Source organism: Rhizobium sp. WYCCWR 11146 (genome assembly GCF_013591995.1).
GTDB lineage: Bacteria > Pseudomonadota > Alphaproteobacteria > Rhizobiales > Rhizobiaceae > Rhizobium > Rhizobium indicum.
This window is the reverse complement of record NZ_JACCEY010000009.1, coordinates 226,932-243,037: the sequence shown is the minus strand read 5'-3', so window position 1 is coordinate 243,037 and position 16,106 is coordinate 226,932. Positions and strand designations below refer to the sequence as shown.

Annotated in this window: 11 protein-coding genes; 4 read left to right on the top strand and 7 right to left on the bottom strand. The window is 62.3% G+C overall.

The window, feature by feature from the left end; genetic code table 11:
• Window positions 1-12: 12 nt before the first annotated feature.
• The 4 genes from HX899_RS05465 to HX899_RS05450 are packed head-to-tail and all read left to right on the top strand — an operon-like array spanning window position 13 to window position 4,328.
• Window positions 13-354 (top strand): sarcosine oxidase subunit delta, encoded by a 342-nt coding sequence (locus HX899_RS05465; protein WP_138333319.1) that lies wholly within the window; start codon window positions 13-15, stop codon window positions 352-354.
• On the top strand, window positions 351-3,344 hold the full coding sequence (locus HX899_RS05460; RefSeq protein WP_181291795.1) for a sarcosine oxidase subunit alpha: 2,994 nt from the start codon (window positions 351-353) through the stop codon (window positions 3,342-3,344). Before HX899_RS05465 ends, HX899_RS05460 begins: the two co-directional genes overlap by 4 nt.
• Window positions 3,337-3,885 (top strand): sarcosine oxidase subunit gamma, encoded by a 549-nt coding sequence (locus tag HX899_RS05455; RefSeq protein ID WP_138333323.1) that lies wholly within the window; start codon window positions 3,337-3,339, stop codon window positions 3,883-3,885. Before HX899_RS05460 ends, HX899_RS05455 begins: the two co-directional genes overlap by 8 nt.
• Window positions 3,886-3,929: 44 nt before the next feature.
• The gene (locus HX899_RS05450) at window positions 3,930-4,328 is read left to right on the top strand and encodes a VOC family protein (protein ID WP_138333325.1); all 399 of its coding nucleotides are present in this window, start codon (window positions 3,930-3,932) and stop codon (window positions 4,326-4,328) included.
• Between the two features lie 15 nt (window positions 4,329-4,343).
• Here HX899_RS05450 and HX899_RS05445 read toward each other — a convergent pair whose 3' ends face one another.
• The 7 genes from HX899_RS05445 to HX899_RS05415 form a co-directional block, all read right to left on the bottom strand.
• Complete coding sequence (locus HX899_RS05445; protein WP_011653528.1) at window positions 4,344-4,832, bottom strand: MaoC family dehydratase; 489 nt, start codon at window positions 4,830-4,832, stop codon at window positions 4,344-4,346.
• Window positions 4,833-4,922: 90 nt separating this feature from the next.
• Window positions 4,923-6,899 (bottom strand): glycogen debranching protein GlgX, encoded by a 1,977-nt coding sequence (gene glgX, locus HX899_RS05440; RefSeq protein ID WP_138333327.1) that lies wholly within the window; start codon window positions 6,897-6,899, stop codon window positions 4,923-4,925.
• Window positions 6,900-6,911: 12 nt separating this feature from the next.
• Entirely contained in the window at window positions 6,912-8,543 is a 1,632-nt protein-coding gene (locus tag HX899_RS05435) for an alpha-D-glucose phosphate-specific phosphoglucomutase (protein ID WP_181291794.1), read from the bottom strand.
• Window positions 8,544-8,549: 6 nt separating this feature from the next.
• Window positions 8,550-9,992, bottom strand: coding sequence for a glycogen synthase GlgA (glgA, locus tag HX899_RS05430; RefSeq protein WP_181291793.1), 1,443 nt, complete (start codon window positions 9,990-9,992; stop codon window positions 8,550-8,552).
• Between the two features lie 3 nt (window positions 9,993-9,995).
• Window positions 9,996-11,258: a glucose-1-phosphate adenylyltransferase gene (glgC, locus tag HX899_RS05425; RefSeq protein ID WP_020051642.1), complete on the bottom strand. Its 1,263-nt coding sequence runs from the start codon at window positions 11,256-11,258 to the stop codon at window positions 9,996-9,998.
• Between the two features lie 19 nt (window positions 11,259-11,277).
• Window positions 11,278-13,485 carry a 1,4-alpha-glucan branching protein GlgB gene (glgB, locus tag HX899_RS05420; RefSeq protein WP_181291792.1) on the bottom strand — a complete coding sequence of 736 codons (2,208 nt, stop codon included), beginning with the start codon at window positions 13,483-13,485 and terminating at the stop codon, window positions 11,278-11,280.
• A complete protein-coding gene (locus HX899_RS05415; RefSeq protein WP_003542904.1) occupies window positions 13,482-15,944 on the bottom strand; it encodes a glycogen/starch/alpha-glucan phosphorylase in 2,463 nt (820 codons plus the stop codon). Before HX899_RS05415 ends, glgB begins: the two co-directional genes overlap by 4 nt.
• Window positions 15,945-16,106 lie beyond the last annotated feature (162 nt).

Below are 16,106 nucleotides of genomic sequence, written 5' to 3'. Positions count from 1 at the left end.
GACGGGTAACACATGCTGCTGATCTATTGCCCCTACTGTCAGGAAGAGCGCTCCGAGCTCGAATTTCGTGGCGCGGGTGACGCGCATATCGCGCGGCCCGCCGATATCGCCTCGATTTCGGACGAGGACTTCGAGTCCTATTTCTTTATCCGCGACAATCCGAAGGGGCTGATCTTCGAACGCTGGCGGCATATTCACGGCTGCGGGCGCTTCTTCAATGCGGCGCGCGATACGGTGACCGACAAGTTCATCGTGACCTACAAGGCGGGTGAACCGAAGCCTGAGATCGGTGCGGCGGTCCAGCAGCATGGGCCTGTCGAGACATATGAAGCCGTGGAAGGAGAGGCGCAATGAGCGGCGCGAACCGTATCGCCGGCAAGGGGCGCCTGACACCGGCCAGGACCGCGCGCTTCAGCTTCGACGGCAAGAGCTATACAGCGCTCGAAGGTGATACCGTGGCCTCGGCGCTGATCGCCAACGGCGTGCATCTTCTGGGACGTTCGTTCAAATATCACCGGGCCCGCGGTATTCTGTCGGCAGGGGCCGAGGAGCCGAACGCGCTGATCGACGTTTCCCGCGATGTGGCGCGCAAGCAGCCGAACGTGCGCGCCACCGTGCAGGAAGTCTTCGACGGCATGATCGTCAGCTCGCAGAACCGCTGGCCCTCGCTTGCCTTCGACATCGGCGCGGTCAACAATCTGATGTCGCCGTTCTTCGCCGCCGGTTTCTACTACAAGACCTTCATGTGGCCGCGCGCCGCCTGGAAACACGTCTACGAACCGCTCATCCGTCGCGCTGCCGGCCTCGGCGTCGCACCGACGGAGGAGGATCCTGACCATTATGCCAGCCGCTATGCCCATTGCGACGTGCTGGTGGTCGGCGCCGGTGTTGCCGGGCTCTCGGCGGCGCTGGCTGCGGCCGAGACCGGCGCGCAGGTGATCCTTTGCGACGAGCAGGCGGAAGCTGGCGGCGCGTTACGCTACGATCTCGGGGTAAGGATCGACGGACAGGACGGCAATAGCTGGGCACAGAAGGCTGTGGCGCGTCTGAAGGCGATGGACAATGTCGAAGTGCTGGTCCGCACGACCGCCTTCGGCTACTACAACCACAATTTCGTCGGTCTTGCCGAGCGCGTCACCGATCATATCGCCAAGCCTTCGCGCGATCTGCCGCGCGAGCGGCTTTGGCAGGTCCGGGCGAAGCGCGTGATCCTCGCCACCGGCGCGATCGAGCGGCACATGGTATTTCCGAACAACGACCGGCCGGGCATCATGCTCGCCTCGGCGGGGCGGATGTATCTCAATCATTACGGCGTTGCGGTCGGGACCAAGGTCGGCATCTACACGGCGCACGACTCGGCCTATGAGGCGGCCTTCGATCTGAAACGATCAGGTGTTTCGATCGCTGCCATCGTCGATAGCAGGCAGGCGCCGGGAGCGGCAGTGCTGGCAGAGGCGCGGGCGCTCGGCATCGATGTTCTGGCCGGCCAATCGGTCGTCAACACGTCGGGGCGACTGCGCATCTCGTCGATGACGGTGGCGCGCAACGGCGGCGGCTCGCCGCGCAAGATCGCGGTCGATGCGCTGCTGGTTTCGGCCGGCTGGACGCCGTCCGTCCATCTGTTCTCGCAGTCGCGCGGCAAAGTGGCCTTCGATGCAGAAAGCCAGCGTTTCCTGCCCGGCTCCTATGCGCAGGACTGCCTCTCGGTTGGCGCCTGCAACGGCACCGACGACCTGCAGCGAACGATCGAGGAATCGCTTGCCGCCGGCGAGCTGATGGCGCAGGCCACCGGCAGAAGCAGCGGCGAGAAGATCGCAATTTCGGCCGAGCAGGCCTATGAGTGGACGGGCGGCATGATCGGCGCTGCCGAAGGCGCCGGGCCGAAGACCAACGCCAAAGCCTTCATCGATTTCCAGCATGACGTCTGCGCCAAGGATATCCGCCTTGCCGTGCGCGAAGGCATGCATTCAATCGAGCATATCAAGCGCTTTACGACCAACGGCATGGCCTCGGACCAGGGCAAGCTGTCCAACATGCATGGCCTGGCGATTGCCGCTGAAATGCTCGGCAAGGAGATCCCGCAGGTCGGGCTCACCACTTTCCGTGCACCCTATACGCCGGTCACCTACGGTACGCTGATCGGCCATTCGCGCGGAGAGCTGTTCGATCCGACCCGGAAGACGCCGCTGCACGGTTGGGAAGAAGCCCATGGCGCGGTCTTCGAGGATGTCGGCAACTGGAAGCGTGCCTGGTTCTATCCGCAGGCCGGCGAGACCATGCACCAGGCGGTCGCTCGCGAATGCCGGACGGCACGCGAGGCGGCCGGTATCTTCGACGCCTCGACGCTCGGCAAGATCGAGGTGGTGGGGCCGGATGCTGCGGAATTCCTCAACCTCATCTACACCAATGCCTGGGATACGCTGAAGCCCGGCAAGGCCCGCTACGGCATCATGACCCGCGAGGATGGCTTCGTTTATGACGATGGCGTTGTCGGACGCCTGGCGGACGACCGCTTCCACGTCACGACGACGACCGGTGGCGCGCCGCGTGTTCTCCATCATATGGAAGATTACCTGCAGACGGAATTCCCGCATCTGAAGGTATGGCTGACCTCGGTGACCGAACAATGGGCTGTCATCGCCGTACAGGGGCCGAAGGCGCGCGAGATCGTCGCGCCGCTGGTCGAAGGGCTCGATCTTTCGAACGAGGCCTTCCCGCATATGAGCGTTGCCGAGTGCACGGTCTGCGGCGTGCCGGCGCGGCTCTTCCGCGTCTCCTTCACCGGTGAGACCGGCTTCGAAATCAATGTGCCGGCCGATTACGGCCAGTCGGTGCTCGAAGCGGTCTGGGCCAATGCCCAGCCGCTCGGCGCCTGCGTCTACGGTACGGAGACGATGCACGTTCTTCGCGCCGAGAAGGGCTACATCATCGTCGGGCAGGATACCGATGGGACGGTGACCCCCGATGACGCCGGACTTTCCTGGGCGGTTTCGAAGAAAAAGACGGATTTCGTCGGCATTCGCGGGCTGAAGCGGCCGGATCTCGTCAAGGACGGGCGCAAACAGCTCGTCGGCCTCGTCACCAAGGACCCGAAGCTGGTGCTCGAAGAAGGCGCGCAGATCGTCGCGAGCCCGAACGAGCCGAAGCCGATGACCATGCTCGGCCATGTCACATCAGCCTATTGGTCAGAAAATTGCGGCAGGTCGATCGCCTTCGCGCTCGTCGCCGGCGGCCGGGCGCGGATGGGCGAGACGCTCTATGTGCCGATGCCGGACCGGATGATCGCCGTCGAAGTGACGGATCTGGTATTCTTTGACAAGGAAGGGGGCCGCATCCATGGCTGATGTCGCAATTCGCAAACCGGCGCTTGCCGGACGTCTCGGCGGCTCCGCAGCGGTACGGCTGACGACCGCTCCCACTGCCAGCCGGGTGGCGCTGCGCGCGCCGGCGGAATCGCTTGCAGCAATTTCCTCTGCTCTCGGCCTGGCGCTGCCGGATGCCCCGAAGACATCCGGCCGGGCCGGCGCCCGATCGGCGCTCTGGATCGGGCCGGACGAGTGGCTGGTGATCGACGAAGCCGGCGCCGATCTGATGGCAGCACTTTCCGGCGCCGGCACGTTGCATTCGGCGACCGAGGTTTCCCACCGCAATGTCGCGATCATCGTCTCGGGACCGGGTGCTGAGGCAACGCTTTCGGCCGGTTGCCCGCAGGATCTGTCACTTTCTTCCTTTCCGGTCGGGGCCGCATCGCGCACGGTCTTCGGCAAGGCGGAGATCGTGCTTTTCCGTACGGAAGAAGACACGTTCCGGGTGGAGTGCTGGCGGTCGTTTTCGGATTATGTCTTCGGGCTGCTGAACGAGGCGGCTCATGACGCGGGGCACTGAGTCTCAGCAAATCGCGGGCGTGCGCTCATTCAAGGGGTAAGCGAATGCTGCACCATGCCTCCCTCGGCGTTTCCGACATCGAGCGGTCGGCGGCATTTTATGATGCTGCCCTTGCTGCGCTCGGTTATATCAGGGTCTGGGACGATATCAGGCCGGGGCAAACAGGGCAGGCAGTCGGCTACGGTCCTCCCGGCGGCGGGGACAAACTGGCGATCAAGCATCGCCCGGACGGTCAGCGTGCGCACGGGCCGGGTTTTCATCTGGCGTTTGCCGCGCCGAACCGCCAGGCGGTCGATCGGTTCTATGCGGCGGCAATCGCGCATGGAGGAAGCGACAATGGCCGTCCCGGCCTGCGGTCTCATTACGGTGAGCACTATTATGCGGCGTTCGTCATGGATCCCGACGGACACGCCCTCGAAGCTGTGTTCAATTCGGCCGAGTAACAAAAGCCGTTTTGCTCAGACGTCGTCGGGACGGTCCTTCGGGTCGAATTGGATGATGGTGATCCATTTTGCCGTCAGCGCCGGTTTCTTCTCGTTTTCGATCTCGATCGTAACGTCATAGGTGGTCATCAGCATGCCGGCGCCGCGGAAGCGGGCTTCGGAAAGCAGGAAGCGGCCGCGGACGCGGGCGCCGCTTTTCACCGGCGTCATGAAGCGGACGCGATCGAAGCCGTAGTTGATGCCGAGGGTCTGCTCGCGCACTTTCGGCAGGCAATTGTAGTTCATCGTCGACAGCAGAGACAGGGTCAGGAAGCCGTGGGCGATGGTGCCGCCGAACGGGCTCTCGGCCGCCGCGCGCTCAGGATCGACGTGGATGAACTGATGGTCGTCGGTCGCCGACGCGAAGGCGTCGATCATCGTCTGGTCGACGGTGACCCAATCCGAAAGGCCCGTTTCCATGCCGATCAATCCCCGCACGTCGGAGAGTGAAATTTCCGTGACCATGAATTCCTCGTGAAACAAGCCGCCGCGGCAAAGCCTTATCGTGCATTTGTGACGATTGCGACAAGGATTTGCGCGAGGGAGGGGAGGCGGTCAATTTTCTACGAAAAAGGCAATCGAGCGCGGCTCGACGGTTGCGCGGCCACCGGTTTTATTTGCTCCATCAGGGGTCAATTGGCGCCAGCCCGGTTCGCCCTCAGAAGGCAGCGTGAAAAATTGGCGGCTCCCCGAGCGATTGAAAAGCACGCCGAGCCGGGTCTGCCTGCCGCGAGAGGAGCGGTCACCGGTCGATAACAGCATGCCGAGGGTGGAAAGCGACGGCGTCTCCCATTCGGCAACGGTCATCGGCTCGCCGGAGAGCGAAATCCATTCGACATCGCCGTTTCCTGACAGGAAGTCCGTTTCGGAGAAGACGGTGAAGCGGCGACGCAACCCCGCAACGAAGGCGGTGTGGGCGATGAGATCCCCGTCCAACGCTTTCCAGTCCAGCCAGGTGATCTCGTTGTCCTGGCAATAGGCGTTGTTGTTGCCGTGCTGGCTGCGGCCGCCCTCGTCGCCCGCCGTCAGCATGATGCTGCCGCGGGTGGCAAAAAGCGTTGAGATCAGCGCCATCACATCGTCCCGGCGACGCTTCCGGATCGTCGGATAGACGGTTTCCCCCTCGACGCCGTTGTTCCAGGAGTGGTTCTCGTTATGGCCGTCGCGATTGTGTTCGCCGTTGGCGTCGTTGTGCTTTTCAGCATAGGAGACGAGATCGATCAGCGTGAAGCCGTCATGGGCGGCGAGGAAATTAACGCTGCGCGTCTCCTTGCCGTCGTTGCGGGAGAAGATGTCGGAGGAGCCTGCGAGTGCGGTTGCCAGCGCTCCGGTCTTCCAATCGTCGCCGCGCCAGTAGCAGCGCAGGTCGTCGCGAACCCGGTCGTTCCATTCAAGGAAGGGCGGCGGGAAATTGCCGAGCTGGTAACCACCCGGGCCGATATCCCAGGGTTCGGCAATCATGATCCGGTCGGCAAGCACATCGTCGGAGAGGATCGCGGCCAGTGTTCCGTCGCGTTCGAAGCCCGTCGCGGTGCGGCCAAGCACCGGGGCGAGATCGAAGCGAAAACCGTCGACGCCGGCGTTGAGCACGAAATGGCGCAGGCTGTCGATGACGAGGCGGCGAACCTCGGGATGATCGCAGGCGAGGGTGTTGCCGGTGCCTGTGTCGTTGACGAGTTCGCCCGGGCAATTCTGGGCGTGGCGATAATAATGCAGGTTGTCGAGGCCACGCAGCGACAGCGTCGCGCCGTAACGGTCGCTCTCGCCGGTATGGTTGAAGACGAGGTCGAGGATGACGGCGATGCCTTCGGCATGGAGGGCCGCGACCGTCTCGCGCAGCTCCGTCATGCCGCCGGGGACGAGCCGCGGATCGAGCGCCATGAAGGCGATGGGATTGTAGCCCCAGCCGTTGGTGAGGCCGAGCGGCGGCAAATGGCGTTCGTCGATCCAGGCAGTGATCGGCATCAGTTCGACGGCATCGACGCCGATCCGCTTCAGATGCGCGACGACGGAGGGATGGGCAAGGGCTGCGACCGTGCCGCGCTCAGCCTCCGGGACGTCGGGATGGAGCATGGTGAAGGGCCGTACCGCCACCTCGTAGATAAAGCCGCCCGGCTTGAACAGCGGTTTGCGGATCGCCGCTCGGGTATCGGTGGTGACGATCGCCTTCGGCATCAGATCCTGGCTGTCCTCGCCATAGATGCCGAGGCGGGGATCGTAGCGGAACGGCCTGTCGATCTCCTTGGCGTAGGGATCGATCAGCAGTTTGGAAGGATCGTACCAGAGGCCGTTATCGGGCGCATAGATACCGTCGGCGCGATAGCCGTAGCGCGCGCCCTCCTTCAGTCCGTCAACAAAGAGGCGATGGAAGTGGTTGCTGTCGCGCGCCATCGGCAGGCGCGCGAATTCCCTGTTGCCGTCATCCTCGAAGAGGCAGAGTTCGATCTGGGCGGCATGATGCGACCACACGGCAAATTCGACGCCGGTCTCGAAGACGATCGCGCCGGCTTGCGCCGAACTGTTCCCCCGCATGTTCCCCCCGGATCAGGTGATCACGGTTGGCGCATCGCGTCCCGTGCGTTCACGAATGTTGGCTATGCTTTCGGCGGCGGCGATCAGATCGGCGAGCGCTTCCTGCGTTTCGATGTTGTGGCGAGTCGAATCCGGCTCGTAGCGCTCGATATAGACACGCAAGGTTGCGCCAGACGTGCCGGTGCCGGACAGGCGGAAGACGACGCGGGAGCCGCCCTCGAAGAGCACACGGACACCTTGATGCTCGCTCACCGATTTGTCGATCGGATCGTGGTAGGCGAAGTCGTCGGCCTTCTCGACCTTCAGGCTGCCGAAGCTCTTGCCGGGCAGAGTGGGAAGCTGGCTGCGCAGATTGTCCACCAGGCCGTTCGCCGCATCGGTGTCGAGGCCTTCGTAATCATGGCGCGAATAATAATTGCGGCCGTAGGTCTGCCAGTGCTGGGTGACGATATCGGCGACGCTTTCGCCGCGCACGGCAAGAATGTTCAGCCATAGCAGCACGGCCCAGAGGCCATCCTTTTCACGGACGTGGCTGGAGCCCGTGCCGGAGCTTTCCTCACCGCAGATCGTCGCCATGCCGGCGTCGAGCAGGTTGCCGAAGAACTTCCAGCCGGTCGGCGTTTCATACATGCCGATGCCGCGCTTTTCGGCGACGCGGTCGGCAGCACCCGATGTCGGCATCGAACGGGCGATGCCGGCAAGGCCGCCGGAATAGCCGGGAGCGAGATTGGCGTTGGCGGCAAGGATCGCCAGGCTGTCGGAAGGCGTGACGAAGATGCCGCGGCCGATAATGAGGTTGCGGTCGCCGTCGCCGTCGGAAGCGGCGCCGAAATCGGGCGCGTCATCGCCCATCATCTCATCGAAGAGTTCCTTGCAGTGCACCGGGTTCGGGTCCGGATGATGGCCGCCGAAATCCGGCAGCGGCATGAAATTACGCACCGAACCTGAGGGAGCGCCGAGACGATTTTCGAAGATTTCCTTGGCATAGGGACCGGTGACGGCGCTCATCCCATCGAACGCAATGCGGAAGCCGAGGCTGATCAGATTGCGGATCGCACCGAAATCGAACAGCTCTTCCATCAGCGCGGCATAGTCCTCGACCGGGTCGATGACCGAGAGGATCGTGCCGCCGGGAAGCTCGTCCTTGCCGATGCGGTCGAGATTGACGTCGGCGAAATCGGCGATCTTGTAGCTGTCGATCGTCTTGGAGCGCGCATAGATCGCGTCGGTGATCTTTTCCGGCGCCGGGCCGCCATTGTTGATGTTGTATTTGATGCCGAAGTCTTCGGTCGGGCCGCCGGGATTGTGGCTGGCGGAGAGGATGATGCCGCCGAAAGCCTTGTATTTGCGGATGATGTGGGAAGCGGCCGGCGTCGACAGGATACCGCCCTTGCCGACCATGACCTTGCCGAAACCATTAGCCGCGGCCATCTTGACCGCCTTCTGGATAACTTCGCGATTGTAGTAGCGTCCGTCGCCGCCGATGACGAGGCACTTGCCCTGATAGCCTTCCAGCGAATCGAAGATCGACTGGATGAAGTTCTCCGCATAGTTCGGCTGCTGGAAGACCGGAACCTTCTTGCGCAGGCCCGACGTGCCGGGCTTCTGGTCCAGATAGGGCGTGGTGGGGACGGACTTGATCATTTTAGGTCACATGCCTTTCGAGACGAGGCTTGAATAGAGGGCAGCGTAGCGTTCGGCGCTCTTCTCCCAGGAGACATCCGATTTCATGCCCTGCTTTTGCAATTGGGTCCAGAGCTTTCGGTCCTGATAAAAATGCATCGCACGGCGGATTGCCTGTAGCATGCCTGTTTCTGTCACGGGGGCAAATTGTATGCCGGTTGCGACTTTTGCTGCAAGTGCGGCGTGATTGGCGTCGATCACGGTGTCGTTCAACCCGCCCGTGCGGGCGACGATCGGCACGCAGCCGTAACGCAGGCCGTAAAGCTGGGTCAGGCCGCAGGGTTCGAAGCGCGAGGGGATGATGATCGCATCGCAGCCGGCCTGCATCAGGTGCGACATCGGCTCGTTATAACCGATCGAAACGCCGATGCGGCCGGGGTGGCGGCTGGCGGAGGCGAGCAGCGCGCCTTCAAGGGCGGCTTCGCCGGAGCCGAGCACGACGAGCTTACCGCCCATGGCGACGATCTCATCGGCGACGTTGGCGACGATATCCATTCCCTTCTGCCAGGTGAGACGGCTGATGACGCAGAAGATCGGGGCGTCGTCATTGTCGAGACCGAAGAATTCGGCGATCGAGCGCCGGTTCTCCTCGCGGTTCTTCAGCGTCGTCTGGCCATAATGGGTGTGGACGACAGGATCGGTCGCCGGGTTCCAGATATCGGTGTCGATGCCGTTGACGATGCCGTGCAGATCGTCGACGCGGCTGGCGATGACGCCCTCGAGCCCCATGCCGAATTCCGACGTCAGGATCTCATCGGCATAGGTGGGGCTGACTGTCGTGATCGCATGCGCGGTCTTGAGGCCGCCCTTGAGGAAGCCGATAGTGCCATAATATTCGATGCTTTCGGTGGCGAAGGCATGGGCAGGCAGGCGCAGGCCGGGAAAGATCTCGGAACCGAACTGGCCCTGGAAGGCAATGTTGTGGATGGTCAGCACGCTCGGCAGTTCCGGCGTCGGGTAATAACGCATATAGACCGACGTCAGCGCCGCCTGCCAGTCGTGGGTGTGGACGAGATCCGGCCGCCAGCCGGGCAGCAGGCCGGCGGCGATCTCGGAGGCGGCGAGCGACAGAGCGGCGAACCGACGCCAGTTGTCGGGATAGTCTTTGCCGAGCGGATCGAGATAGGGCCCGCCCGGCCTGTCGTAATAGGCCGGCGCATCGAGGACGAGCAGATCGAGGCCCTCGTGCTGGACCTCGAGCACGGTCGCCCGCTCGCCGAGCAGGTCGGGGAATTCGAGCCTGACGACGGCGTCGCGAATGACCTTCATGACGGCAGGATAGCCGGGGAGAAGGGTCTTGGTCTCGACTCCGAAGGCTTTCAGAGCAATGGGCAGGGCGCCGGACACATCGGCCAGACCCCCTGTCTTGATCAAAGGGAAGACTTCGGACGAAACCGAAAGAACTTTCATAAGTCAGATATCCAGCTTGTCGATCATCGGTTGCGTGATCAGGCAGATGCCGCTTTCCGTCCGTCGGAAGCGCTTGGCATCGAGCTCGGGATCCTCGCCGACGACCAGGCCTTCCGGAATGACGACGCCATGGTCGATCACCACATTCTTGAGCTGTGCGCGTCGCCCGATCTTCACGTTCGGCAGGATGACTGCCCCTTCCATCTTGGAGAAGGAGTTGGCCCTGACACCTGTGAAGAGCAGGCTGTTGTTGAGCATGGCGCCCGAGATGATGCAGTCGCCTGACACAACGGAGGAGGTGGCCGAGCCGCGTCGATCCTCGTCGTCATGGACGAATTTCGCCGGCGGGGTGATCTCGGCATAGGTCCAGATCGGCCAGGACTTGTCGTAGATGTCGAGCTCCGGAACGATCGCCGTCAGGTCGATATTGGCCTGCCAATAGGCGTCGATCGTGCCGACGTCGCGCCAGTAGGGTTCGTGCTCGAAATCCGAACGGACGCAGGACTTGGCGAAGCGGTGGGCGACCGCCTTACCGTTCTTGACGATATAGGGGATGATGTCCTTGCCAAAGTCGCGGCTCGAGGTCGGGTCGGCGGCGTCGCGGCGCAGCGCATCGAGCAGGAACTTGGTGTGGAAGACGTAGATGCCCATCGAGGCGAGGGCGAAATCCGGCTTGTCGGGAATGGGCGGCGGATCGGCCGGTTTCTCGACGAAGGCGATGATCTCGTCCTTCTCGTTGACATGCATGACGCCGAAGCCGACCGCTTCCATGCGCGGCACTTCCAGGCAGCCGATAGTCACGTCGGCGCCGGAATCGACGTGCTGCTGCAGCATCCATTCATAGTCCATCTTGTAGACGTGATCGCCGGCAAGAATGACCATGTATTCGACGCCGTAATCCTGGATGATGTCGATGTTCTGATAGACGGCGTCGGCCGTGCCCTCATACCATTGCGTCTCGGAGACGCGCTGGCTGGCGGGCAGAATATCGAAGCTTTCGTTGCGCTCGGGGCGGAAGAAGTTCCAGCCGCGCTGCATGTGGCGGATCAGCGAATGCGCCTTGTATTGCGTGGCGACGCCGATGCGGCGGATGCCGGAATTCAGGGCGTTCGACAGGGCGAAATCGATGATGCGGGCCTTGCCGCCAAAATAGACGGCCGGCTTGGCACGCCGGTCGGTGAGTTCCTTGAGACGGCTTCCCCTACCGCCCGCCAGAACATAAGCCATTGCATCGCGGGCAAGTGGCTGAACGCGCTTTTCTACCATTTTCTCCTCCCACCAGTCACTAATTTTCAGGTTCAAGCATGATTGTCGCCAAGGGCGGCAAGGTAATCGAGCAGGTGATGTTGCCGCCGGCATCGACGGCCTGCACGCGCCCGCCATTGCCCTTGCCGCTGCCGCCGTAGATGTCGGCATCGGTATTCAAGATTTCCCGCCAGCGCCCTGCGGACGGCAGGCGGATCGAGTAATTCTCGCGATAGACAGGGGTGAAATTGGTGATGACGGCGACCGGCTTCTGGCCCGGCGCCTTGCGCAGCCAGGCAAAGACGGAATTCTGGTGGTCGTCGGCGACCAGCCATTCGAAACCTTCGCCCTCGCAGTCACGCTCATGCAGCGCCGGCTTGCTGCGATAGGTAAAATTAAGGTCGCGCACCAGGCGCCGCATGCCCTCGTGCATACGATATTGAAGCAGGTTCCAGTCGAGTGCCTTCTCTTCGCTCCACTCGCTCCACTGGGCGAATTCCTGGCCCATGAACAGCAGCTTCTTGCCGGGATAGCCCCACATATAGGCGTAGTAGGCCCGCAGATTAGCGAACTTCTGCCAGTCGTCGCCCGGCATCTTGGCGATCAGCGAGCCTTTTCCGTGCACAACCTCGTCATGCGAGAGCGGCAGCACGAAATTTTCCGAATAGGCGTAGAGCAGGCCGAAGGTGAGTTCGTTGTGATGGTGCCCGCGATAGATGGGATCGCGGCTCATGTAGCTCAGCGTGTCGTGCATGAAGCCCATGTTCCACTTGAAGCCGAAGCCGAGGCCACCTTCATGGACGGGTTGCGAGACTTTCGGCCAGGAGGTCGATTCCTCGGCGATGGTCATGACGTTGGAATTTTTGCCGTAGATGCGGATGTTGAGATCCTGCAGAAAACGGACCGCTTCGAGGTTTTCGTTGCCGCCATATTCGTTCGGGATCCATTCGCCGTGCTTGCGCGAATAATCGAGGTAGAGCATCGAGGCGACGGCATCGACACGCAGACCGTCGAGGTGGAATTTTTCGGCCCAGTAGAGCGCGTTGTTGACGAGATAGGAAACAACTTCGGTACGGCCGAAATTGTAGATCGCCGTGCTCCAGTCCGGGTGGAAGCCCTTGCGGGGGTCTTCGTGCTCGTAGAGTGCCGTGCCGTCGAACCAGCCGAGGCCGTGTTCGTCGGTCGGGAAATGCGCTGGCACCCAGTCGAGGATGACGCCGATGCCGACCTTGTGGCAGCCGTTGACGAAACGGGCAAAACCCTCCGGCTCGCCGAAACGAGCGGTCGGCGCGTAGAGGCCGGTCGTCTGGTAACCCCAGGAGGGGTCGTAGGGGTACTCGGTGATCGGCAGGAATTCGATATGGGTGAAGCCCATGTCGGCGCAATAGGGGATGAGGCTGGAGGCGAGCTCGTCCCAGGACAGCATCGTGCCGTCCTGCCGACGTTGCCAGGAGGCGGCATGCACCTCGTAGATCGAGATCGGCTGGCGGCGCTTGTCGGTCTCGCGCCAGTGCTTCAGATGGGCCTCGTCTTCCCACTCCTGCTCCAGCTCGGCGGCGGTGACCGAGGCGGTCTTCGGTCGCAGCTCGCTGCGGCGCGCAAAGGGATCTGCCTTCAGCGGCAGCAATACGCCGTCCTGGCCGCGGATCTCGAACTTGTAGGCAACGCCGACCGGTACGTCAGGGGCAAAGATTTCCCAGATGCCGCTATCGGCACGGAAGCGCATCACGTGGCGCCGGCCGTCCCAATTGTTGAAATCACCGACGACGGAGACGCGCTGTGCGTTCGGCGCCCAGACGGCGAAATGGATGCCCTGGGCGCCGTCATGCTTGATGAGGTGGGCGCCCATCTTGTCGAACAGGCGCAGGTGCGAACCCTGGCGGGCGAAATAATCGTCCATCGGTCCGAGCACCGGACCGAAGCTGTAGGGATCGGTGACTGCCCATTCGGCATCGCCGCGCCGGGCGCGGTAACGCACCGGCAGGAGTTTGGTGAGGGAAACCGGACCGGCGAAGACGCCATCGGCATGGAGCTGCTTCAGTTCGCCGATGACGCCGCCGTCGAGCGTCATGGCGGTCACCTCCTCCGCGCCCGGGATGAAGCACCGGGCGACGAAAGCGTCGCCCGCCTGGTGCACACCGAGGACGGCAAAGGGATTGGAATGCGAGCCGGCAAGGATTGCCGTGATTTCATCTGCCGAAATTTCCCAGGAAAGCTTTACTTCAGGGACGGTTTTCGGCGTTTTCATCCGGCTCTCCAGATTTCGTCTGCATATTGTCTGATCGTACGGTCGGAAGAGAACCAGCCCATCCGCGCCGTATTGTTGATCGTCTTGGTGTACCAGGCGGACTGGTTGGTCCAAATCTGGTCGACTTCGCGCTGGGCCTGGGCGTAGGCGTCGAAATCCGCCGCGACCATGAACCAGTCGTGCGAATAGATGCCGTCGATCAGCGACGTATAGCGGTTGCGGTCATCGGGCGAGAAGACGCCGGAGCCGATGGCGGCAAGCGCTTGGGCGAGTTCGCGCGATCCCTCGATGATGGCGCGCGGATTGTGGCCATCACTGCGGACTTTCGAGACCTCGTCGGCCTTGAGACCGAAGATGACGATGTTGTCCTCGCCGACATTGTCGCGCATCTCGACATTGGCGCCATCGAGCGTGCCAATCGTCAGTGCGCCATTGAGGCCGAACTTCATGTTGCCGGTGCCGGATGCTTCCATGCCGGCGGTCGAGATCTGCTCAGAGAGGTCGGCGGCCGGAACCATGACTTCGGCGAGCGAGACATTGTAGTTCGGGACGAAGACGATCTTCAGCAGGCCGCGTACCGACGGGTCGTTGTTGATCGTGCGGGAGACGTCGTTGATCAGCTTGATGATGAGCTTGGCATTGTAATAACTCGGCGCCGCCTTGCCGGCGAAGAGTTTCACGCGCGGCACCCAGTCGAGCTCGGGATGCGAGCGGATCTGGTCGTAGAGCGCGACGGCCTCGATGATATTCAGCAGCTGGCGCTTGTATTCGTGGATGCGCTTGATCTGGATGTCGAACATCGCCGACGGGTCGAGCTTCACGCCCATGCGGCTGGCGACGAGGTTGGAGAGTGCCACCTTGTTGGCGCGCTTTATCGCTGCGAATTTCTGCTGGAAAGCCGGATCGGAGGAATGCACGTCGAGCGCACGCAGCTTTTCGGCATCATCGAGGAATTCGTCGCCGATCGCTTCGCGGATCAGGCCGGTGAGGCCGGGATTGCACTGCTGCAGCCAGCGGCGCGGCGTGATGCCGTTGGTCTTGTTGTTGATGCGGTCGGGATAGAGCTTGTGCAGATCGGCGAAGACCGTGACCTTCATCAGGTCGGTGTGCAGGGCCGAGACGCCGTTGATCGAATGCGAGCCGACGAAAGCGAGGTTGCCCATGCGCACGCGGCGGTCGCCGCTTTCATCGATCAGCGAGATCGAGCGGATTTCCCCATCGGAGAAGTTCTTGCCCTTGCGAGCGTCGATCAGGATCTTGGCATTGATCGCATAGATGATCTGCATGTGGCGGGGCAGCAGACGTTCGAACAGCGGCACCGCCCAGCTTTCCAGCGCTTCGGGCAGCAGCGTGTGGTTGGTGTAGGAGAAGGTGCGGCGGGTGATGTCCCAGGCCTGGTCGAAATCCATCCCGTGTACGTCACAGAGCAGACGCACGAGTTCGGCGACCGAGACGGCGGGGTGAGTGTCGTTTAGCTGGATCGCCACCTTGTCCGGCAGCGAAGTGAAATCGTCATATTGCTGCAGGTGGCGGCGCAGGATGTCCTGCAGCGAGGCCGACGAGAAGAAGAATTCCTGGCGCAGGCGCAGTTCCTGGCCGGCCGGGGTGGCGTCGGCAGGATAGAGAACCCGGGTCAGGCTTTCAGCCTTGTTGCTTTCGCGGAGCGCCCCGATGTGATCGCCGGCGTTGAAGGCATCGAGCAGGATCGGATCGATCGGCTGCGCCGACCAGAGGCGCAGCGTGTTGACACGTTTGCCGCGCCAGCCGACGGCCGGCGTGTCGAAGGCGGCGGCGATGACGCGCTCTGCCGGTTTCCAGACGTAGCGCGGCTGGTCGTCATGGGTGGTGATGAATTCGACGGCGCCGCCGAAGCCGATTTCATAGGCGCTTTCGCGGCGCTCGAATTCCCAGGGATTGCCGTGGGCGAGCCAGTTTTCCGGCAGTTCCACCTGCCAGCCGTCGGCCAGCTGCTGGCGGAAGAGGCCGTGGACATAGCGGATGCCGTAGCCATAGGCCGGAACCTCGACCGTCGCCATGCTCTCCATGAAACAGGCAGCCAGTCGGCCGAGGCCGCCGTTGCCGAGTGCGGCATCCGGCTCCAGGCCGGCGATGACGTTGACGTCGACGCCGAGCGAGGCGAGCGCATCGCGCACCTCCTCCATCAGGCCGAGGTTCGAGATGGCGTCGCGCATCAGGCGGCCGATCAGGAATTCGAGAGAAAGATAATAGACGCGCTTGGCGCCGGTCGCATAAACCTCGCGGGTGGAAGCCATCCACTTGTCGATGATGCGGTCGCGCACCACCAGGATCGTCGCGGTCAGCCAGTCATGCGGCTTTGCCACCTTGGCATCCTTGCCGATGCGGTAGGTCAGACGTTCGATAATTTCTTCAGCGAGAATTTCCGGCCTTGAACTGCGAGGGGCGGGGGAGGGGATGATCGGCTTGGAAACAGTGTTCATCGTCAGGTCTCGCCAATTTTAATTTGGTTTCAGGATGTTATGCCTGATTCAATCAATTTGTCGCTTGCGCCGCCGACAGTTTATGCATCGTTACTAAGCACTTGCAACAAAGGATTTGGACAAACAAAAAATTTGCGAAAGCTTCATATTCAAGCGGGCCGA

Excerpts from the sequence above, each read along its gene's own strand:
- HX899_RS05465 (WP_138333319.1), top strand. The coding sequence starts at position 13 with ATGCTGCTGATCTATTGCCCCTACTGTCAGGAAGAGCGCTCCGAGCTC.
- HX899_RS05460 (WP_181291795.1), top strand. The coding sequence starts at position 351 with ATGAGCGGCGCGAACCGTATCGCCGGCAAGGGGCGCCTGACACCGGCC.
- HX899_RS05455 (WP_138333323.1), top strand. The coding sequence starts at position 3,337 with ATGGCTGATGTCGCAATTCGCAAACCGGCGCTTGCCGGACGTCTCGGC.
- HX899_RS05450 (WP_138333325.1), top strand. The coding sequence starts at position 3,930 with ATGCTGCACCATGCCTCCCTCGGCGTTTCCGACATCGAGCGGTCGGCG.
- HX899_RS05445 (WP_011653528.1), bottom strand. The coding sequence starts at position 4,832 with ATGGTCACGGAAATTTCACTCTCCGACGTGCGGGGATTGATCGGCATG.
- glgX (WP_138333327.1), bottom strand. The coding sequence starts at position 6,899 with ATGCGGGGGAACAGTTCGGCGCAAGCCGGCGCGATCGTCTTCGAGACC.
- HX899_RS05435 (WP_181291794.1), bottom strand. The coding sequence starts at position 8,543 with ATGATCAAGTCCGTCCCCACCACGCCCTATCTGGACCAGAAGCCCGGC.
- glgA (WP_181291793.1), bottom strand. The coding sequence starts at position 9,992 with ATGAAAGTTCTTTCGGTTTCGTCCGAAGTCTTCCCTTTGATCAAGACA.
- glgC (WP_020051642.1), bottom strand. The coding sequence starts at position 11,258 with ATGGTAGAAAAGCGCGTTCAGCCACTTGCCCGCGATGCAATGGCTTAT.
- glgB (WP_181291792.1), bottom strand. The coding sequence starts at position 13,485 with ATGAAAACGCCGAAAACCGTCCCTGAAGTAAAGCTTTCCTGGGAAATT.
- HX899_RS05415 (WP_003542904.1), bottom strand. The coding sequence starts at position 15,944 with ATGAACACTGTTTCCAAGCCGATCATCCCCTCCCCCGCCCCTCGCAGT.